The organism is Sinobacterium caligoides (assembly GCF_003752585.1).
Classification (GTDB): Bacteria; Pseudomonadota; Gammaproteobacteria; order Pseudomonadales; family Sinobacteriaceae; genus Sinobacterium; species Sinobacterium caligoides.
Genome location: NZ_RKHR01000004.1, coordinates 42,161 through 62,307 on the forward strand (window position 1 = coordinate 42,161; position 20,147 = coordinate 62,307).

The window sequence follows — 20,147 nt, forward strand, 5'->3', positions numbered from 1 at the left end:
CGGCGACACGACTCAGCAAACTCTAGATCTAGCTGAACGACAATAGCTTATTGTATGCAAGAGCCGAACGCCCCTGGTAAAGCGCTCCATACTAAGTTCGCAGACCAAGAGCCTTAGCATGAAAACGGAGGTGATCCTCTATAAAGCTGGCAACAAAATACTCGCTGTGATCATAACCAAATTGGCTACGATACTCGACAGGGTAAGCAGCCTTCTCCGCAGCCTTAAGAAAAGGGGCCGGGGTCAGCTGCGACAACAAATGCTCATCACTGCCGCCCTGATCAATTAACATCGGCAGCTTAGCAGTCGTCACCGTGAGCAACTCAGTGGCATCATAACTCTTCCACCGCTGCCGCTCATCTCCTAGGTACTCAGTAAATGCCTGCACCCCCCAGCCGACATGAGATGGCGACAATATCGGCGAAAAAGCCGAGACACTCTTATAACGTGAAGGATCTCTCAAGGCTGCAACCAAGGCGCCATGTCCCCCCATCGAGTGACCGGCAATAGCGGTAAGAAGTGGGTTTACCGGGAAATTCATATTAATCAATTGCGGCAGCTCTGAGACAATATAGTCGTACATCTTATAATGCCGAGCCCAAGGCTCTCTACTCGCATTCAAATAAAAGCCACCTCCTAGACCAAGCGTAGGGCTGCTACTATCGGCCACTTGGTCACCACGTGGACTCGTATCGCAAACAACAATTGCCATACCCAGCTCACTGGCAATACGCGCCGCCCCAGAACCACGAATAAAATCGGCATCACTGCAGGCAAAGCCAGGCAACCAATATAAGACAGGGACACGCCCTTGTGACGCCTGTGGCGGCAGATATATCGAGAAGCTCATTTCACAATCACAGACGAGGGAGCTATGACTAAAACGCCGCAACCAACCAGAAAACAGACAACTCTCACTCAGGGGACGAAGAAAAGATTTAACGGAGGTAACCGCCGGCATAATGTACTTCCTACTAACGCATCAATAATGGTCGTGTATTCTAAGATTAGCCATTGATTATATGCCCTCACAAGCCCTCAAGTCAGATATATTTAACCAGCAAACGACAATAATGCGCTTTATTAACAAATAGCTAATAGGTTAAGCAAATACTACGTCGCGTCGATAATGACCCCTTTGTTATAACAGTCTATACTGGCAATCTGATATAAACAGCAAGGTAGACCTAGCATGAGAGAGCAGCTCGTATTTACTTTTGTCGGCAACGATAAGCCAGGGCTTGTCGAGCAACTATCCACCACTGTCGTCGATGGAGGGGGTAACTGGGAGGCCAGCCATCTGGCACATATGGCGGGAAAGTTCGCCGGTATCGTCAAGGTCAGTGCTGATAAAGGAGCGATTGATGCCCTCTGCTCTGAGCTACAAGCACTAGAGCCGCTAGGGTTTAATATAACCATCGAGCGAACGACTCATGTTGAAGGCTCTCCAGAAACTTATCACCGTGACCTCAGCATCCTCGGTAACGATCGCCCCGGTATTGTATTGGAGATATCCAAGGCCCTCGCCGCTCGGCAGATCAATATTGGCGAATTCTCCAGCCATATTACTAGCGCACCCATGGCAGGCATTCCACTGTTCGAAGCGATGCTCGACATTGCCATCCCGAGCGACATCGCTCTGGATGAACTAAATGACTGCCTCGAGGAAATCGCCAACAACCTCGACCTCGAAATCAACATCGAAAACCAATAAAGCTAATTATTGCAGCGAGACAAAAAAATAGCGCCATGGTCAACCATCGGCGCTAGATCTTTTGCTAACTTTCTCGCAATAGACGCTTATCGCTTTCAATTAAAGAAACGCCTAAAAACACTCTTAATACCGACAAGTAGCGCCGCCAGTAGCATTAAAATAACGACGAGTAGTAAACTCATGGTGAAGAATTCAAGCATCTCCTCTGGCTCGACATCCCAAACCGAAATAGCTGCCCAGACAAAAGTAATCGCCGCGACAATGGCGAGAAAAACTGTTCTTAAGTGACGGCGTTTTCGCCGCTTGAGCAAAGCTAGCTGATGATCGAACGCTTGCCTCTCAAGATTACTCTTTACCGCCGGCTTAGTATTATTACGCGACTTCAGCTGATCATTATCGTTCATTACACTCTCTACCACCAAGGGACTACTACTTGCCAGTGTAACCAAAGTCATCACCGTGAGCAGCTACTTTAGCAAAGAAAATGACGCCGATGCTAACACAGCAGCCCTTCCTGTTCCCACTCACAACGCACTGCCATATCACCACTAAATGGCTCGTGACACATACGCTGAGATTCCCAGGTAAAGGTATGGGTACCCGACAACTCAGTCTCTAAGTGAACGGTTGCCGACACCCAATACATCTGCTGTAACAGTTGTTCAAACTCAGCTAACCAACGCTCCCATTCATATTCGATAGCACGATATGAAGCGCCAAAATGTACAACCTCTGTCGCACCCGAAGCATCGCTACCACCACGACTCAATGAGAACATCTCACGCGCAATCATCGGCATGTCCTGCAGTACCGGTAGCGTCATCATCGCCTGATGATTGGTCTCTTGACGCCTCATTCCCTCCTGACTCAAGGGGTCGACAGCAATATCTTTGATACACCCGTAGACAACTGATTCTTGATCCATGAAAGCCTCTAAATAACCCTGTTATTGATCCGTGGGGACCACCAACCCCTGACGCCTTAAATACTACAGCAAGCCACGATTAAATGGGAATAGCCCCAACCGAGGTTAAGGCGAAGCTGCGACCTATGCACGTATATCGATCTCGCAAGCAATAGCTTCACGAGAACGCGACGATTACCTCTGTGCGGGAACAACCGGCGTCACACTATTAACAGCGCCATTCTGACCACGTTGACGCAGCATATGATCCATTAACACAATAGCCAACATTGCCTCTGCTATCGGTGTCGCACGGATGCCGACACAGGGGTCGTGACGACCGGTGGTGATCACTTCCGCCTCATTACCCTCAATATCAATTGATTTACCCGGCACTAAAATACTCGACGTCGGCTTCAACGCAATATGAGTGACAATATCCTGACCAGAGGAGATACCACCGAGGATTCCACCGGCATTATTCGACAAGAAACCCTCCGGCGTAATCTCATCGCGATGCTCACTACCACGCTGTTCAACCACGTCAAAACCACTGCCAACCTCAACGCCCTTAACAGCGTTGATACCCATCATAGCGTGGGCAATTTCAGCGTCGAGACGATCAAACACCGGCTCACCAAGCCCCGGTGGAACGTTGCTGGCCACGACGGTGAGCTTCGCCCCTATTGAATCGCCACTCTTACGTAACTGATTCATAAACACTTCCATCTCTTCGATCTTGTCAGCATCTGGACAAAAGAAGGGGTTATCGTTGACGATAGACCAATCTACCTTATCGATCTTTACCGGCCCCAGTTGCGAGAGATAGCCCCGCACTTCGATACCATGAATATCTCGCAAGTACTTCTTCGCAATCGCACCCGCAGCTACCCGCATCGCCGTTTCTCTGGCCGACGAGCGGCCGCCACCGCGATAATCGCGAATGCCGTACTTCTGTTGGTAGGTATAATCAGCATGCGCAGGGCGAAACTGATCCTTAATTTTACCGTAATCCTTCGAGCGCTGATCAGTGTTCTCAATGAGCAGGCCAATCGAAGTCCCGGTTGTTTTACCTTCAAAAACACCTGAGAGGATTTTTACCACATCAGCTTCACGACGCTGAGTGGTAAATTTCGAGGTACCAGGCTTACGACGGTCGAGATCCACTTGAAGATCCTCCTCCGTAATATCTAAGCCCGGCGGGCAACCATCGACGATCGCCCCCAGCGCGAGACCGTGACTCTCACCAAACGTGGTGACGGTGAACAACTTACCAATGGTATTACCCGACATATCTTTATCCTAAATCTTATTCGAACAACCTAACCACGCGACGACCAGCCTTCACTGATCGCTCGGTAGTAGATAATAATCACATTCCAAGCTTAACGATAGCCTCACCGCTACTAACAAGAGAGATCATTGCTGACTAATAGTCGCACGGCGCTGCTCAAGGGCGGCAGTAAATAGCTCTTGATAGGTCTCGAGCTCCGCGGAGTTCAATACGAAGACGCCAAAGCCTCCGCGCTGAAAGTTCACCCACTCAAAGTAGATTTCAGGGAAGATAGCCTCGAGTGTCTCGCCACTATTCCCCACCTCAACAACCAAAATCCCTTCCTCACTAAGGTATCGTCCTGCCTCGGCTAATATTTGCAGAGTAATATCTAAGCCATCCTCTCCGCTCGCCAACGCCATTTTCGGCTCGTGGTGAAACTCGGGCGGCATATTGTCAATATCTTGCTGATCCACATAGGGCGGGTTGGTCACGATAACATCGAAGACATCCTCACCCTCGGTCAACACCGAAAACAGATCTGACTGATGCAGCTGCACCTGCTCTTCGAGGTGATGGTAAGCTATATTCTGCTTGGCAATAGCCATCGCATCCTCGGAAAGCTCGATCAGATCGACGGCTGCCTCAGGGAACTGGGCCGCTGCCACCATGCCAATGCAACCGCTACCTGCGCAAAGATCCAAGACCCTCTCTATCGGTCGTTCACCGCTATACCAAGGTTCAAAGCCCGCTTCGATCATTTCCGCTATCGGTGAGCGCGGAACGATAACGCGTTGATCAATTAGAAACTCAATTCCGGAGTACACTGCCTTGCCGGTCAAATAAGCAACAGGGATACGCTCGTCAATACGACGCTTAAACAAAGCCAAGATGCTCAGGCGCTCTTCAAGAGTCAACACAGAATCGATAAACTCTACGGGCGCATTCGCGGGCAGATGTAAGGCATGATAGGAGAGTATCGTTGCCTCTTCCCATGGTGTCGGTATACCTTGACCATAGAACACACCCGCCGCCTCAAACTGACTACAACCCCAACGGATATAGTCTTTTAGGCGGATCAATTGGGCCGCCACCTGCTGTAAATCTTCCACCGCTTATAAACCTCTATAGGACACGCTAGTATAATACAGGGATTATATCATGCGTTTACAACCAAGGGCTGGTAAACGCAATACAGCGTCCGGCGGGACAAAATACTGTGCTAGCGCGACGTTTACTGGTACTATCAGCCCCCATTTTATCGTCGCTTCAGATAACAACATAAGAGGCGGCCACTACTCTAGGCCTAGTTACTGGTAACCTAACCATGGAAAAAGCGTTCGCCCAAATTATTACCGCCGTCGGTGAAGATCTAACACGCCCCGGCCTGGTCGACACTCCCAAGCGTGCCGCCAAAGCTTTCGAATTCTTAAACAAAGGCTACCACCAAAATATCGATGAGGTAGTCAACAACGCTCTGTTTCCCTCGGATGCTAGCGAGATGGTCATTGTTAAAGACATTGAGCTGTACTCAATGTGCGAACATCATCTCTTGCCGTTCATCGGTAAAGTGCACGTCGCCTATATCCCCAACGGCATGGTATTAGGGCTATCGAAGGTCGCTCGCATCGTTGATATGTTCGGTCGCCGGATGCAGATACAAGAAAACTTGACCACACAGATCGCCGAGACCATTCAGCAAGTCACTGGTGCTGCCGGTGTCGGTGTCATCGTCGAAGCCAAGCACATGTGCATGATGATGCGCGGTGTCGAGAAGCAAAACTCTGTGATGAAGACCTCCTCAATGCTAGGCTGCTTCAGGGACAACCAGGCCACTCGCGCCGAGTTCCTCACCCTTGTCAAAGACTAACCAACTAAGCCAAGGTCAGCCAGAATAACGACGTTCCCCCATCAGGAGAGAACGTCGCAAAGCTTTACTTTGCTAGCTTGCGTTGCTGCTGTTCACGCAACTGCTGCTTTCTCTGCCGACGCTCGGCCACCACCTTCTTCGCCTCTGCGCCGATATGGTGCTCCCCCCTTTGCTCTGCCAACTCCAGTTGACGCTGACGCTCCTCAAAGCGCTGCCGCTGCTCTGCGCTCAGCTGATCGTGACAGTGATGACAACTGACTCCGCGCTGATAACGACTATCTTGCTTATCTTGCTCGGTAATAGGCATGCGGCAACCGCCACATGAGTCGTACTGCCCTTTTTCTAGGTCGTGATTCACCGAGACCCTATTATCAAAAACAAAGCACTCGCCCTGCCAGAGGCTCTCACTAGTTTCGACCTCTTCGAGGTATTTGAGGATGCCACCCTCTAGGTGATAGACCTCTTCAAAGCCCTGTTCTTTTAAATAAGCGGTTGATTTTTCACACCGTATTCCACCAGTACAAAACATAGCGACCTTCTTATTCTTCGAGGGGTCTAAGTGCTTTGCAACATAGTCGGGGAACTGGCGAAAACTATCAGTCCCAGGATCTAGTGCACGCTTGAAGGTGCCAATACCCACCTCGTAACTATTACGCGTATCGACGACCGTCACTTCGGGATCACTGATGAGTGTATTCCAGTCGCTTGGCTTCACATAAGTGCCGACGACCTGCAGCGGATCAATCCCCTCAACCCCCATGGTGACAATTTCTTTCTTGAGCTTCACCTTCGTTCGATAGAAAGGCATGGCACTCTCGTAAGACTCTTTAGATACAATGCTTTCAAGCCCCGATGTACTCTCAAACCACGCTAATAAAACATCCACCGCGGCACGGGTACCGGCTACCGTGCCGTTAATACCCTCTGCCGCAAGCAATAAAGTGCCGCGTATCTCATGCTTTTCCATTAAAGCCAGTAAAGGTTGACGCAACTCGGTAAAGTTCTCGAGGCGCACAAACTTGTACAGGGCACAGACCACTATCTTTGACATAACAACTCCTTGCTGACCGGAGCGTAAGTCCGGCGCAATAGTATTTTTAAAGTATATTAAGAGACTAGAGAGAGACGAGATTTAGACTGCAGTAACCGGCTCCGTTTCTGCAAAGCGACGCTCTAGATACGCCATGATATCACTCGATTCATACATCCACTCAATACCTGCCTCACTCTCAATACGAAGACAAGGCACCTTCTTTATTCCTCCGCCAGCCAACAACTCGGCAGCAAAGCCTTCCTCTTTCGCATCGCGCAACTCAATCGGCAGGTTAAGGCGTGTGATCACCCGACGCACCTTTACACAAAAAGGACACGCGTGATATTGGTACAGTGATAATGACTGGCAGGCAACATCAATCTGCGCCTGCTCTTTTGCGTCTCGCTGAATAGGCTTAGGTTGAGTAATAGCATTAACCAAAAGGATAATAGCGCCAAGCACCTTACGAACAACAGTAAAAAACATGGTAGACACCTATATACCGCTGCCACCCTGCATAGGTTGAAGAACCTAGCGAGCAGCAAGCTGTCAAAATTCTGAGAAATAATCATCGAGGGGAGATTCTACCCCTCTAAAGAAAACAGCGCTAGCGCCCATTCCAGCGTACATCACGCTCTTCAATGCTGCCGTTGATAAATTGCAGATTAATGTAGGCCTTGCCGTTACCGCGGGTTACCGCATAGATCGCGATATAGCGATCATGATCTACCTGTTTAGGTAACTGAAACAGGCTATAGAACTGACCACGATCAGGCCCATAGAGCATCGAGTAGCCAAAGACCTCGTTCGCCCAGTCAACAGAGCTGCCACAGCCTCGCCCCTGACATTGATAAATACGCTCCCCCCCCAACAGGACAGCACTCGCCTCAAAAGAACGATATGCATCCTCCGCGGTATGCGAAGTCGGCAAACGATAACTAATATCTTCAGCGTCACCAATCAACAAATCAGCGGTCCTCGCCCGCAAGCCACCGTTGACCGTTTGAATAGCGCTCTTCAGCAACCAAACCTCATCATCACTGCGCTGATTATAATGAACAATGACCGAGCGCGGGTAACGCTCCAGCAGTGGATTATCTTTGCTCCCTTCAATATCTCCGGCTATTGCCGAAAATGACAGCAAGCTAATCGCGATGCAAAAAAGCTTGAATACGTGCTGCGATATCATGTGCCTGTTTCTCCATATGAAAATGATGTCCCCCTTCCATAACAGTGTACTGAATACTGGGCCAAGACTCGAGCAAGTCGATAAATTCTTGATGAGCTCCGAAGCCCTCTCGAGCAACAAGCACCTCCACAGGTGCCTCGATAGCGGAAAGAAAACTTTCGATGTGCGCTGTGGTTAGCTTAAATGCTGAAGCCGCCAGTAACCTTGGATCATTACGCCAACGATAGCGACCATCATCATCCAACCTATGACCGCGTTTAACGATTCGTGTTGATGCGGCACGATCAAACCCTGTCGCCTTACTACGTGCTTCAATCATATCGAGTAAGTTAGCGTAACTTGGCACTCTTTTTGTTGCCATTACACGAATTTCATCGATATGCTTGCGCAGCTGCTTCGCCGCGTCGGCTGCCTCCACAGGCATAGGCACCAAGCCATCTAACGCCATTAACGACTCCACTCGATTTGGCTGAGTTGCGGCTAACAGCATCCCTATCATCGCACCACGCGAGTGCCCCAATAAGTGAAACGACTCCCAGCCTAAGTGATCAGCCAGCGCCAAAACATCGGTTAAGTCATCCCATATATTATAAGCTGCCGGCGCACGTCGATGATCGGAATAACCATGACCGAGCTGATCAGGAATCACAAGATCTACTCCTGTCAGGTTCGGTGCGATTAACTCAAAACTCGCCGCATTATCGAGCCAACCATGCAGGGCAATAAGACGCACCCCATGCCCCTCGCCCCAGCGTTGATAAACCACGGTCTGTTGATGATGTTCAAACTCACCCTCACTCATCAATGGCGCCAGCGTACTGAAGCTATCTCCATCGAAAAACGCATCTTGCAGCACCGCCGGTGTTGGCTGATTATTCTTGTCTTCCACCAAATAGTCCTCTCTTATTTCTCGATCGCTATAACACTAAGCCCGATAAGAACCCAACAGCGTGCAGCAACCCACCGCCACAAGGTCTGTCTCGAGTAGTACCAGGGTCGAGGTATCCATCACCGGTAACGCACTATCCCCTCGCCTTGGCTGACCATCGACCAATAAGCTAATTAAATCGCTGACAAACGGATTATGCGTGATCAACATTAACGACTGCAGCTTAGGGTACTGCTCGACATAACCGTACAACCACTCGATCACCTCCCTCGGGTTACCATCTGGCGTAATCAGCTCACAATGATCTTTCGGCACGCCACCTATCACAGACAGCACGCAATCCGCCGTCTGCTGTGCCCGCAAGTATGGACTCACGATCAAACGCTCAGGCTTTAGCGCCAACTCGTTGGCCTCCAGCAAACGGCCAGCCACTTGGCTTGAAAGCTTCTGGCCACGTTCTGTCAGAGGCCGCAGCTCATCGCTCGGCGCATCCCAAGCAGCCTCACCGTGCCGCATAATAGCAAGTCTCACAACCCCGCCTCAGCTTCGTTGTTAGCAATGGCAAACACAACATCCCCCTTCTGCTCAGCCGACATCATCGAGTTGATCACCGCAGCGACTGATTCACCACCATGAATGACAGCGTATAACCCCTGCACTAGCGGCATATAGACATCGAGTTCATCTGCCTTATGCTTAACAATTTTCAGGGTATTTACACCTTCCGCCACCTGTCCTAACTCGGCGACAATCTGCTGCAAGTTTTTACCTTCACCCAGCGCATAGCCGACACGATAATTGCGGCTGAGCGGCGACATACAGGTGACGATCAAATCACCAACGCCGGCCAACCCAATAAACGTTAATGGGTTAGCACCCATATTCACCGCAAAGCGACTCATCTCAGCCAACGCCCTGGTCAATAAGAGACCGATAGTGTTCTGGCCCAGATCCATCGCTGCTGCCATACCGGCCATAATCGCATAGATATTCTTCAACGCCCCGGCCAACTCGACCCCGTAGAGGTCCTCGCCGCCATAGACACGGAAATACGGTGTATGCAGCGCTTTCTGCACCACTTCCACCAATTCTGCGTCCTCACTGGCGATAACCGTCCCAGCCAACTGTCGTGCGGCAATCTCTTTGGCCAAGTTTGGTCCACTCATCACACCGAGGCGGACATTCGGGATCTCTTCCTGAAGCACCTGACTCATCAAGTGAAAGCCCTCAGCTTCTATCCCCTTTGTTGTAGAGATTAGCAACGCACCCGGCGCGATCACCTTGGCCAAACGGCGTGCGACATCTCGACTTGAACTACTCGGTATACACATAAAGACAAGCTGGCAACCAGTAACAGCAGCTTCGAGGTCTGTGCTCGCAGTCACCCGTTCCGACAACTTACAACCTGGCAGGTAACCGCTATTAAAATGCTCTTCATTGATTTCGCGCGCGCGTTCCGTGTTACGCAACCAAATGACCGCACGGTGACCGTTTTCTGCCACCATATTAGCGATCGCCGTACCAAAACTACCGCCACCAATAATAGCGATTCGGTACTTCTGCTTTAATTCTGTACTCATAAAACTCTTACTCTGTTTGCAACATCAGCCGCCGAACAATTAACGACACAATAGGCCTCTATTTACTGCACGGTCAATAGGAACACTTACTGACTATAGATAGAGGCCAATAAAAAGGGGAGCCAAGCTCCCCTTTTTAAAACACAATATTAACGGCGATTACTTACTCAGCTCAAGCAGTAGTTTATTCAGTCGACGCACATAAGCCGCCGGATCTTCTAAACTACCACCCTCAGCAAGCTGAGCCTGATCAAACAAGATATTAGCCAGTTCAGCAAAACGATCTTCGTCCTGCTCGACATCAAGCTTGGTCACCAGTGGATGCTCGGGGTTAATCTCGAAGATTGGCTTGCTCTCTGGCACCGCCTGACCCGCTTGCTCTAACAAGCGTCGCATCTGCGCCCCCATATCTGCTTCACCAACAACAAGACAGGCCGGTGAGTCAGTTAAGCGGCTCGTTACCCGTACCGCCTCAACCTTATCGCCTACAGCGCCTTGAATGCGCTCAACGAGATCCTTGTTATTGCTAGCAAGCTCTTCAGCAGCCTTCTTGTCTTCTTCACTATCAAGCTCACCTAGATCAAGGGCACCCTTACCAACATCTTCAAACTGCTTGCCATCGAAATCGACTAGATGACCCATCAACCACTCATCGACACGATCGGTCAATAGCAACACTTCAACGCCTTTCTTACGGAAGACCTCAAGGTGCGGGCTGTTTTTGGCGGTAGTGAGGTTTTCTGCTGCGACATAATAAATCTTGCTCTGCCCCTCTTTCATACGCTCAACGTAAGCTTCGAGGCTCTGATCTTGTGCGCTACCCTCGCTAACGGTGGAGGAGAAACGGAACAGCTTGGCAACCTTCTCACGATTATTGAAGTCTTCCGCTGGCCCCTCTTTCAATACCTGACCGAACTCAGCCCAAAACTTGCCGTAAGCCTCTTCGTCATTCTTCGCCATTTTTGACAACATATCTAGAACACGCTTGGTTAAGGCGCTCTTCATGCTATCGACAGCTGGATCCTGCTGTAGAATCTCGCGAGAAACGTTTAACGACAGGTCGTTAGAGTCCACCACACCTTTGATGAAACGCAGGTACATTGGTAGGAACTGCTCCGCCTCGTCCATGATAAAGGTACGCTGTACGTAGAGCTTCAAGCCACGATCGGCGTCGCGGTTATACAGATCAAAAGGCGCTTTAGCTGGAATATAGAGCAAGCTGCTGTACTCCAACTTACCCTCAACCTTGTTGTGGCTCCACTTCAGAGGCTCTTGGAAGTCATGGCTAATGAGCTTATAGAACTCATTGTACTCCTCATCGCTAACCTCACTGCGTGAACGTGTCCATAATGCTGTTGCATTATTAACTACCTCATCAACAGGCTCTGCAGTCGTCTCTTTTGCATTACCCTCATCATCATACTCAGGTTGTGGCTGTGACTTCATCACCACGGGCAAAGCGATATGATCAGAGTACTTCTTGACGATGTTACGGATGCGGAAACCTTCCGCAAACTCTTTCGCATCTTCCTTCAAGTGCAGAACGATGCTTGTGCCACGCTCAGCACGCTCGCAACTTTCAATACTGAAATCCGCCTCACCGGTAGATTCCCAGTGTACACCTTCACTAGCAGGACTACCTGCGCGGCGAGTATAGACATCGACCTTGTCAGCGACGATAAAGGCTGAATAGAAGCCCACACCAAACTGACCAATCAGCTGGGAGTCTTTACTCTCATCACCACTGAGCTTGCTAATAAACTCGGCGGTACCTGAGCGGGCGATGGTACCAAGGTTAGAAATAACCTCGTCTTTATTCATGCCGATACCATTATCGCTGATAGTAATGGTATTCGCTTCCGCATCATGATCAATACGAATCTTGATATCTGCATCCTGCTCAAGAAGTGCAGCATTCTTTAATGATTCGAAGCGCAGCTTATCGGCGGCATCAGAGGCGTTAGAGATAAGCTCACGTAGGAAGATTTCTCGGTTCGAATAGAGAGAGTGAATCATCAACTGCAGTAACTGCTTGGCTTCAGTCTGAAAACCTAACGTCTCTTTGGTAGCTTCGGTCATCGGGGGCTCCATATTGGGCTAGTGAATAATGTTATGCCGCTGACGAGATAAACACTCATTTAATGGCTTTGCGGCAGGTTCTATCTGCTATATGGGGCAGTTTTTTTCGTAATTCAAGCACCAACATATAAATCTTTCTCACCTAAAGGCATCAAGCCCTCCTCTGTCTACAAGCAACGGCTTACGATAGAATGACCTAACAGGCGAACATAGCACCTCCAGTACCCCAGAATGCAATAACAAGCATTCTCATGCAGTTCTCGGCTCGATATCACTAAGAGCCCCTAACAAAGGCCGGTAATTTTTGAATTCCCCCTCAAACACAACCATTCGCCGCGCCGTAACAATCTGCCTGGCTGCAGTATCCCTCGGGACTCTAAGCGCCGCAGCCAGCAAACATATCACCCCTGTGGCTGGTGCCGCCACAATCGCCTCCGTTCAATACCTCGTCTGCCTCATACTGACCCTGCCATCTATTCGCCATCACGGCAGCAACAGCCTACACACCCAGCGCCTACCACTACACTTATTACGTGGCCTCAGTGGCGCGCTGTGTTTCTTTATCTATTACACCTCAATCGAGCATATCCCTCTCGTCGAGGCAACCTTACTACGTAACTCAGCCCCTTTATGCGTGCCTCTCGTGGTGCTAATCATGCTAAACCAGCGCATAGCCCGGCAGCGCTGGATCCCTTTGATCATTGGCTTTATCGGTATCGCCATCGTCCTGCGCCCCAGTGATGGCAGCCTGAACCTCTACCACATTCTCGGCCTAGGCGCCGCCCTATGCTATGCGCTTTCGATGGTTAGCACCCAAATGCTCTCGACCACGGAACCCAACCACCGCATACTATTCTACTACTTCACTATCTCTCTCGCCTGCCTGCTGCCCTTCAGCATCGGACATTGGCGTGAGATCCCACTCTTTGCATGGCCTTGGCTCATCTTCATTGGTGCAGCTCTCTATCTTAGCCTCCGCCTCTATACCTATGCCTATAGTCTTGCTGATGCAGCAATCCTTTCACCCATCAGCTATTTCTCGGTTGTTGGTGCCGGCATCATCGGTTGGGCCGTCTGGGGGCACAGCCCTGACCCACTCTCCGTTATCGGTATTCTTCTCGTCTGCACCGGCGGTATTAGCGTCATCCTCATCGGCCATGTAAAGAGTAAAAAAATAAAGGGGCTGCCCTCCAACGGTGGCTGCACTAACGAGTAAAGGCCGCTTTCAGCAGCGAAGAGGGCTATCGATAGATAAGTGTTAGCGGTATGATAATGAATATTATAATTATAAATGCCCGGATGCCTGCCATGAGAACACCCCCTTCTAGGACAATAATTGCACTCAGCCTACCGTTATTATTCATGATCAGCACCGGCTACTTCATCAGCCAAAATACTGGCAACCCTGATCATCAAAGCCTCAAAGCCCTACAACGTGGAGAGTTACTAACACAGCAAAAACGCTATCCTGGGGCAATTAAACAGCTAACCCTAGCCGCTACTAGCACCTCACAATATGCCGAACAAAGCCACCAGCGATTGCGTCAACTGGCCAGTATTGAGCACCTGCAGCAACTGTCGATCAAAGAGTTCACCGCACTCAGTCGCTCATTGATCGAATATGCCGACAAGCAACCCTCATCAACGTTCTCACTCCTACAGCTCTGGAAGTATGGCGGCAGTACTGAGCTCTCCATTGAGCAACGCCTCATACTGTCTCAATTAATCGATAGCCAACAACAGCTCGGCGCCAGCAAATCAATCAGCTCAACACGCGTATCTGAGCGCTACACCGATATCTATGAGCAACGGTTAACACTCAACGCCAATGACCATATTGCTGCGCAGAAACTCGTTACTCTCTACTACCAACAGCGAAAGATGTCACAAATGATCGATCTACTGCAGCAGCATCGCAATCATTTGGGCAGCAGCGAAGCGGCAGGAATCCTCGGTCAACTTTACCTCAACGCCGACAACAAAGGTGCGGCCTATCAATATCTTGCCGCTTATAGCCAGCCTCGGCTAGTTCGCCTTGAAAAGGCTAAAAAACAGCTTTCTACCCCGCCCTCTCCACAGCAACTAAAACGTTATCACGATGCTCTTTCCATCACACCCGTTGCCGAAAAGCTAGCCAGACTCCTAGTCACCCTCGCCAACACTGGTCAGCCACAACAACGCCAACAACGGCTCGATCAGGCCGATAAGATTTTAGCGATCATTCATCAAGAAGATGACATCAGTGAGTCCAATACGACTGACGCCTCATGAGCCTCTAGCTGCCAACCAAGCAAAATAGTCACGGCACAAAAAAAGCCGAGACTGCATCGCAATCTCGGCTTTGTAACCTGCGTACTTTCACTACAGAATATCAAGCAGCTCCACATCAAAGATTAAAGCGGCACCCGGGGGAATAGAGGCGCCGGCGCCGCGCTCGCCATAAGCTAGATTACTCGGTATATAAAGACGCCATTTAGAGCCAACCGGCATCATCTGTAACGCTTCCGTCCAACCCGCTATCACGCCATCAACAGGGAATTCAGCGGGCTGATTTCGCTCCACTGAGCTATCAAAGACAGTACCATCGATGAGAGTGCCGTGGTAGTGCGTACGAACGGTCGATGTGAGTGCTGGCTGAGCGCCTTTACCTTTCACGATAATTTCATATTGTAGGCCGCTGTCGAGCACCTTAACGCCATTGCGTTTAGCATTCTTCAGCAAAAACTCACCGCCCTCACTCGCAGCGCGATCAGCCTTTTCATTGGCAATGACCTGTAACTTAGCCTGAATAGCTTCAAATGCGGCGTTCAGATCCTCACTCGACAAGACGCTCGCTTCAGCATGAAAAGCTTGTTCCATGCCGACAATCACTGCCTCGAGATCAAGGCCCTTAATCTGAGTTTTTACCAGATGATCACCAAATTGGCGCCCTAAACCATAGCTAACTTTTTGTTCGTCTGTGCTTAGTGTTAGTTTGTTCTCGGTTGCCATTACTGGTCATCCTTTTAAATCGACATGAAATAATTTGCGCGAACGATAACAGAATGATGTAGCAGAGGCTATGACTTATCCCGCAAGAGATTTTGCCGGGTAACACTTTCAAGATGATAGTAGCAAAATCTACGCCAAAAACACTCAATCGACGTGTAGAGAGGTAACAGTAGTAGGGCACGTAACATTTACAGCCAGCCTCAATATGGCCAATCACTTTCGGTTAATCATGCTCACCATCACAAAGCTCATGATCGTAGAGCAACTGCAACGCCGCACACTCCCCCTCACCCTCAGCCGCACACTGCTGTGACATCTTTAGCAGTTGCTCCTGTAGGTGAGTCAGTCGCCGTAACTTCTCATTAACATCTTGTAGCTGCCTCTGTACCAGCTTTTCAGCACAGTGCGGCTCATCTTGCGACGCCTCGGTTAACTGCAACAGCTCCCGAATCGAGGCTAGCGAAAACCCTAGGGCACGACTATGCACGATAAATTGCAGTCGCTGCCGCTGCTGTGAGTTATAGCGTCTTTGATTGCCTTCCGTCCGCAGCGGCGCCGTCATCAGTTCCTGCGTTTCATAATAACGAATTGTCGCTACTTTACAGCCACTTAGCCGCGCCAATTCGCCGATAGAATAAAATTGCCCCATCTGGCTTGAACCTCTAGCTACTAGAGGTTTTATAGTATCACCAAATGGCGATAGGCGGAAAGCCGCCTGCCTCGCTCAATACAACCAACACCCATACAAACGAGGTAAAGGTCATGGCCGGTTGCTGTAACCACGACACCAAATTCGACGGTCTCTCTCCACAATACAAACGTGCATTGTGGTGGGTCATCGCCATCAACGGCATTATGTTTTTCATTGAGATCTTTGCCGGCATCAGCGCCAACAGTCAAGCCTTACAGGCCGACGCGCTCGATTTTCTCGCCGACACTGCAACTTACGCGATCAGCTTGCTCGTTATCGGCAAATCGTTGCAACTACGCTCTAACGCCGCCTTATTCAAAGGCTTTAGCCTGAGTCTAATCGGTTGTTGGGTACTACTCTCGACACTCTACCGTGTCTTCGTCACCAATAGCCCCACCGCCCTTACCATGGGCAGCATCGGCTTTCTCGCCCTCGCCGCCAACCTCGCCAGCCTAGTAATTTTAATGAAGTATCGCGATGGTGACGCCAACGTCCGCTCGGTATGGTTATGCAGCCGCAACGACGCCATTGGCAACGTTGCCGTGATCGTCGCCGCCGCCATGGTTTGGGGCAGCCAGAGCGCCTGGCCAGACCTTATTGTTGCAGCAATCATGGCCAGTCTATTCCTCAGCTCTTCGTGGCAAATTATTCGCCAAGCCTTAGCTGAGAAGCGCACCACCACCGAGCACGCTGAACACCTCACCTAGATCGCCTTGCACTACCTAACCAGGTAGCCATTGCCGCGCCACTATACGGGCTGCGGCTCACGCCACATCAAATAGAGTGTTGGCGCCCCAGGCACGGGCACCAACTCTCTGATCACCTCAAAACCGTGTCCACGGTAAAAAGCAAGATTGTCCTGCTTCGAGTTTTCCAGATAGGCTCCGACCCCCTGTTCATCAGCCTTGCGCAAAGTATGAGCCAGCAACAGCGACCCCACCCCCTGACCGCGTGCCGAGATCTGAGTGGCAATCGCAAAGAGATAGTAATGGGGCTCTTTCGGGTGATGCTTCTCCATCGCCCGACCTACACGCAACACACGCCACAGGGCTCTAAACCCATAGAGGCGGAAACCACGCCAGAGCGCTGATAGGTCAATCGGATCACCCACTTGCTGCCCCGGCCCCTGCCACAATGTCGCACCAGCACCTTCACGCTGTATAAAGCTCAAGTTCAAATCCATATAGCTTTCAGTCAACAGCTCGAAAACATAGCCCGCTAAGCAAGGCTTAGGGGACATCCAGTTAAACATGGGATCGTCGCTAAACCCCTCACTAAAGATATCGATCAACTGTTGCTGCTGCGCCTGCTGCGCCCGATCAACCTCCCTTGAAAACATCACGCTCCCCTCTACAACATCGTTATTATTTCGTTATTAACCTGCCATGGTGCCCTCAGCTCCAGCTACATACAAGAGGCACACAAAAAAGCCGCTCACTAAGAGCGGCTCCCTGACGAATGACCTTTGTCCGTTATAGCTCGAAGTTATAGGCCAGTGATAGACCCACAGTACGGCCAGGTATCATCACCGCCTTGCGGAACTCACTTTGCACATCACCGAGGAACGGCACATACTCATAGTTAGACGACCGCGCTAAACGCTGCTCATCCGTTAGGTTTTTCACCCAAAGCGTAACATCCCACTGACCGTCTACTGCACGTAAACCGGTATAGAGATTCAACACGCCATAACCGTCAATGTCGCCGTCCTTCAATAGATCATATTGGCGTTCACCCTGGTATTTGTAGAGCCCTCGCAGGTAATACTCGCCTAAATCGCCGACCGCGAGTGCGTACTCACTATTTAAACTGATCGACCACTCCGGTTCAGGCGCCAGCTTATTGCCACCAATGTCACACATGGCCACGCTGCCAACATCCGTCAGATCCAGTGAGGATGCATCGACACAGGGGCCCTGCTCACCACTGTCGAAGGTAGCGTCGACATAGGAAGCACTACCGCCGATATACCAATTATCAGTAGCCACAAAGCTGACGTCACCTTCTAGCCCCATTACAGTGGCATCGCCGTTGTGGCTGACACCACCTTTAACGTTATCGATAGCGCCTTGCCCGGTTACATAGACAACCGATTCGTTATAGGCCTGAAAACCATCAAAGACCTGATAGTAAGCTGATCCATTGAGCTGTAGGCGCCCTCCCATCAGCATCGTTTTCACCCCTAACTCAATGGTATCAGAGGTCTCCTCATCGAACAGCAGCGCATCATCGTTTAACTGATCCGGCGTGATGGTAATACCGCCGGGGCGATAGGCACGATTATAAGCGCCATAAACCATGACGCTTTCACTGAGGTGTTGCGAGAGACGCAGCGTTCCCGTCAGCGCATCACTCTCCTTGTTGACGTATTGCTCGTCAAGCAGAGAGAGGTACGGCGCTGAGCTCAAGTCGAAAGGGGCAACATAAACATCGGCACGCTGATTACGCTCAAGCTCTTGGTAGCGCAAACCAATCTCCAAAGCAGTGCTATCACTAAGGTGCAATGTGTTGTGGGTAAATATCGCCTTAACAGTCGTCTCAATTGGGATCTGCGTCGATGAAGCCTTCACGCCGCTATAATAGCCGTCGTAATATGTATAAGATTTCAAATTTTCATAGTAAAAACCTGCAATATAGTCCCAGAACTGGCCTTCTGCATTAGCGACTCGGAACTCCTGCGTCTTGGTATCATAAGTACTGTTATTGTTATTGGCGACAGTCGGCGCGCCTGGCGGCGACCCCAACACGCTATCGTCACGTATATCATCCTGCACATTATCCTGCTTACCGCTCACCGAGGTGAATATATGGCCAACGGCCTCATAATTCATCTCTAACGTCGTGAGTCGATTCAACGCACTGGTCACTACTTTGGTATCACCAAGGGCGATACGGTCCTCTTTATCATACTGCCCGCGATCATAAGCCGGATTGAGTACGCCTTGCGCAGCCACTAGACCGAGACCAAGGTTTTGCAACATAGTCGCATAGCCTGGCATCGAGGGATCTAAAGCTTGTAGTTTCCCACCAAGATACTGTGCCTGAGCTGCAGCACTCGGTAGCACGCCCTCCCCTAATTGACCAAACACCGCCTCCGGCTGCTCGTGTTCCGAGCGTAGGTAATCATAGGTCAACGTCGCATCGAAACTATCTGTCGGTTGAAACTTGACGCCTATACGTCCCGCCGAGCTGCGATGGCCTTCTTTTTGACCGTTCTTAATATTCTTGATTTCCTGGCCTTCGTTGTCGTCGTAGACGCCAGCAACACGTATCGCTAATTTATCACTACTAATGGGCAGGTTGAGCGCGAACTGACTATTGCTACCACCGTTATCACTAAAGCTCTGCAGCAGGCGACCATCTGTTGCACCAATCTCAGGTTTCTTACTATAGAGGTGAATTGCGCCACCAGGCGAAGTATTGCCCTGCAAAGTCCCCTGAGGCCCCTTGAGGATTTCCACCTGTTCAATATCATAGAGAGCCTGGAAAGCGACATTGGTGCGCACTGCCATATCATTCCAGTAGACATCTATCGGGGCAGAGCCGGTCGAGTTCGAGTCGACAGAAATACCTCGCATGGCAATCGCCTGCTTGCGACTATCAGCCTTGTCCATCGTTAAACCGGTGGCAACCTCTTGAATTTGCGAAAAGTCTGTAATCGCCAACTCGTCTAGTGCTGAGCTTGAAATAGCGCTGATCGAACCGGCGACATCCTGGATGCTCTGAGCGCGCTTCTCACCGACTACGATAACCTCCTCCAAGACGAGAGAGTCCGCCATCGTCATGCCTGCGATAGTCGAACCTGCTAAGCTAACCGCAGCCGCCAATAAGGATTTTTTTAAGCATATTTTATTATTATTGATCATGTCCATTCCAAGTTGTAACAGTGACTTCATTCTCCTCTTGAACCTTCGAGACAATGGCGATGCTAATC

21 protein-coding genes are annotated in these 20,147 nt (G+C 50.2%); 5 read left to right on the plus strand and 16 right to left on the minus strand.

The window, feature by feature from the left end; translation table 11 throughout:
- Positions 1-91 precede the first annotated feature (91 nt).
- Positions 92-961 carry an S-formylglutathione hydrolase gene (gene fghA / locus EDC56_RS06945; RefSeq protein ID WP_123711838.1) on the minus strand — a complete coding sequence of 290 codons (870 nt, stop codon included), beginning with the start codon at positions 959-961 and terminating at the stop codon, positions 92-94.
- A gap of 231 nt (positions 962-1,192) precedes the next feature.
- Here fghA and EDC56_RS06950 point away from each other — a divergent pair, with 231 nt between their 5' ends.
- Complete coding sequence (locus tag EDC56_RS06950) at positions 1,193-1,714, plus strand: glycine cleavage system transcriptional repressor (protein WP_123711839.1); 522 nt, start codon at positions 1,193-1,195, stop codon at positions 1,712-1,714.
- Between the two features lie 95 nt (positions 1,715-1,809).
- On the opposite strand, the gene EDC56_RS06955 is transcribed toward EDC56_RS06950, so the two are convergent.
- The 4 genes from EDC56_RS06955 to prmB form a co-directional block, all read right to left on the minus strand.
- A complete protein-coding gene (locus tag EDC56_RS06955; protein WP_148059342.1) occupies positions 1,810-2,118 on the minus strand; it encodes a hypothetical protein in 309 nt (102 codons plus the stop codon).
- A 92-nt stretch (positions 2,119-2,210) separates the two neighbouring features.
- Positions 2,211-2,639 carry a hypothetical protein gene (locus EDC56_RS06960; RefSeq protein WP_123711841.1) on the minus strand — a complete coding sequence of 143 codons (429 nt, stop codon included), beginning with the start codon at positions 2,637-2,639 and terminating at the stop codon, positions 2,211-2,213.
- A 174-nt stretch (positions 2,640-2,813) separates the two neighbouring features.
- Positions 2,814-3,911: a chorismate synthase gene (gene aroC, locus EDC56_RS06965; protein WP_123711842.1), complete on the minus strand. Its 1,098-nt coding sequence runs from the start codon at positions 3,909-3,911 to the stop codon at positions 2,814-2,816.
- A gap of 126 nt (positions 3,912-4,037) precedes the next feature.
- Entirely contained in the window at positions 4,038-5,003 is a 966-nt protein-coding gene (prmB, locus tag EDC56_RS06970) for a 50S ribosomal protein L3 N(5)-glutamine methyltransferase (protein WP_123711843.1), read from the minus strand.
- A gap of 215 nt (positions 5,004-5,218) precedes the next feature.
- Between prmB and folE the strand changes: the two genes are divergently transcribed.
- Positions 5,219-5,761, plus strand: a complete 543-nt coding sequence (folE, locus tag EDC56_RS06975; protein WP_123711844.1) for a GTP cyclohydrolase I FolE — start codon at positions 5,219-5,221, stop codon at positions 5,759-5,761.
- 64 nt (positions 5,762-5,825) lie between these two features.
- On the opposite strand, the gene trhO is transcribed toward folE, so the two are convergent.
- From trhO to htpG, 7 genes are all read right to left on the minus strand, one after another.
- Positions 5,826-6,812, minus strand: a complete 987-nt coding sequence (gene trhO, locus EDC56_RS06980) for an oxygen-dependent tRNA uridine(34) hydroxylase TrhO (RefSeq protein ID WP_123711845.1) — start codon at positions 6,810-6,812, stop codon at positions 5,826-5,828.
- Positions 6,813-6,893: 81 nt separating this feature from the next.
- Positions 6,894-7,280, minus strand: a complete 387-nt coding sequence (locus EDC56_RS06985) for a glutathione S-transferase N-terminal domain-containing protein (protein ID WP_123711846.1) — start codon at positions 7,278-7,280, stop codon at positions 6,894-6,896.
- Between the two features lie 121 nt (positions 7,281-7,401).
- Positions 7,402-7,983 carry a DUF4892 domain-containing protein gene (locus EDC56_RS06990; protein ID WP_123711847.1) on the minus strand — a complete coding sequence of 194 codons (582 nt, stop codon included), beginning with the start codon at positions 7,981-7,983 and terminating at the stop codon, positions 7,402-7,404.
- Positions 7,940-8,872 carry an alpha/beta fold hydrolase gene (locus EDC56_RS06995; RefSeq protein WP_123711848.1) on the minus strand — a complete coding sequence of 311 codons (933 nt, stop codon included), beginning with the start codon at positions 8,870-8,872 and terminating at the stop codon, positions 7,940-7,942. Before EDC56_RS06995 ends, EDC56_RS06990 begins: the two co-directional genes overlap by 44 nt.
- A 36-nt stretch (positions 8,873-8,908) precedes the next feature.
- Positions 8,909-9,403: a phosphohistidine phosphatase SixA gene (sixA, locus tag EDC56_RS07000; RefSeq protein ID WP_148059343.1), complete on the minus strand. Its 495-nt coding sequence runs from the start codon at positions 9,401-9,403 to the stop codon at positions 8,909-8,911.
- Positions 9,400-10,452, minus strand: coding sequence for an NAD(P)H-dependent glycerol-3-phosphate dehydrogenase (locus EDC56_RS07005; protein WP_123711850.1), 1,053 nt, complete (start codon positions 10,450-10,452; stop codon positions 9,400-9,402). Before EDC56_RS07005 ends, sixA begins: the two co-directional genes overlap by 4 nt.
- Positions 10,453-10,611: 159 nt before the next feature.
- The gene (gene htpG / locus EDC56_RS07010) at positions 10,612-12,531 is read right to left on the minus strand and encodes a molecular chaperone HtpG (protein ID WP_123712824.1); all 1,920 of its coding nucleotides are present in this window, start codon (positions 12,529-12,531) and stop codon (positions 10,612-10,614) included.
- Between the two features lie 304 nt (positions 12,532-12,835).
- On the opposite strand from htpG, the gene EDC56_RS07015 reads away from it, so the two are divergent.
- A complete protein-coding gene (locus tag EDC56_RS07015) occupies positions 12,836-13,747 on the plus strand; it encodes a DMT family transporter (RefSeq protein WP_123711851.1) in 912 nt (303 codons plus the stop codon).
- Between the two features lie 92 nt (positions 13,748-13,839).
- The gene (locus EDC56_RS07020; protein ID WP_148059344.1) at positions 13,840-14,802 is read left to right on the plus strand and encodes a hypothetical protein; all 963 of its coding nucleotides are present in this window, start codon (positions 13,840-13,842) and stop codon (positions 14,800-14,802) included.
- 90 nt (positions 14,803-14,892) lie between these two features.
- On the opposite strand, the gene bamJ is transcribed toward EDC56_RS07020, so the two are convergent.
- Positions 14,893-15,522 carry a BamJ family beta-barrel-assembly machinery protein gene (bamJ, locus tag EDC56_RS07025; protein WP_123711853.1) on the minus strand — a complete coding sequence of 210 codons (630 nt, stop codon included), beginning with the start codon at positions 15,520-15,522 and terminating at the stop codon, positions 14,893-14,895.
- A gap of 223 nt (positions 15,523-15,745) precedes the next feature.
- The gene (locus tag EDC56_RS07030) at positions 15,746-16,171 is read right to left on the minus strand and encodes a MerR family transcriptional regulator (protein WP_123711854.1); all 426 of its coding nucleotides are present in this window, start codon (positions 16,169-16,171) and stop codon (positions 15,746-15,748) included.
- A 113-nt stretch (positions 16,172-16,284) separates the two neighbouring features.
- On the opposite strand from EDC56_RS07030, the gene EDC56_RS07035 reads away from it, so the two are divergent.
- Positions 16,285-16,920: a cation efflux transmembrane domain-containing protein gene (locus EDC56_RS07035; RefSeq protein WP_123712825.1), complete on the plus strand. Its 636-nt coding sequence runs from the start codon at positions 16,285-16,287 to the stop codon at positions 16,918-16,920.
- Positions 16,921-16,961: 41 nt separating this feature from the next.
- Here the strand turns inward: EDC56_RS07035 and EDC56_RS07040 are convergent, their stop codons facing one another.
- Positions 16,962-17,552, minus strand: coding sequence for a GNAT family N-acetyltransferase (locus tag EDC56_RS07040; RefSeq protein WP_123711855.1), 591 nt, complete (start codon positions 17,550-17,552; stop codon positions 16,962-16,964).
- Positions 17,553-17,685: 133 nt separating this feature from the next.
- Entirely contained in the window at positions 17,686-20,109 is a 2,424-nt protein-coding gene (locus EDC56_RS07045; RefSeq protein WP_123711856.1) for a TonB-dependent receptor, read from the minus strand.
- Positions 20,110-20,147 lie beyond the last annotated feature (38 nt).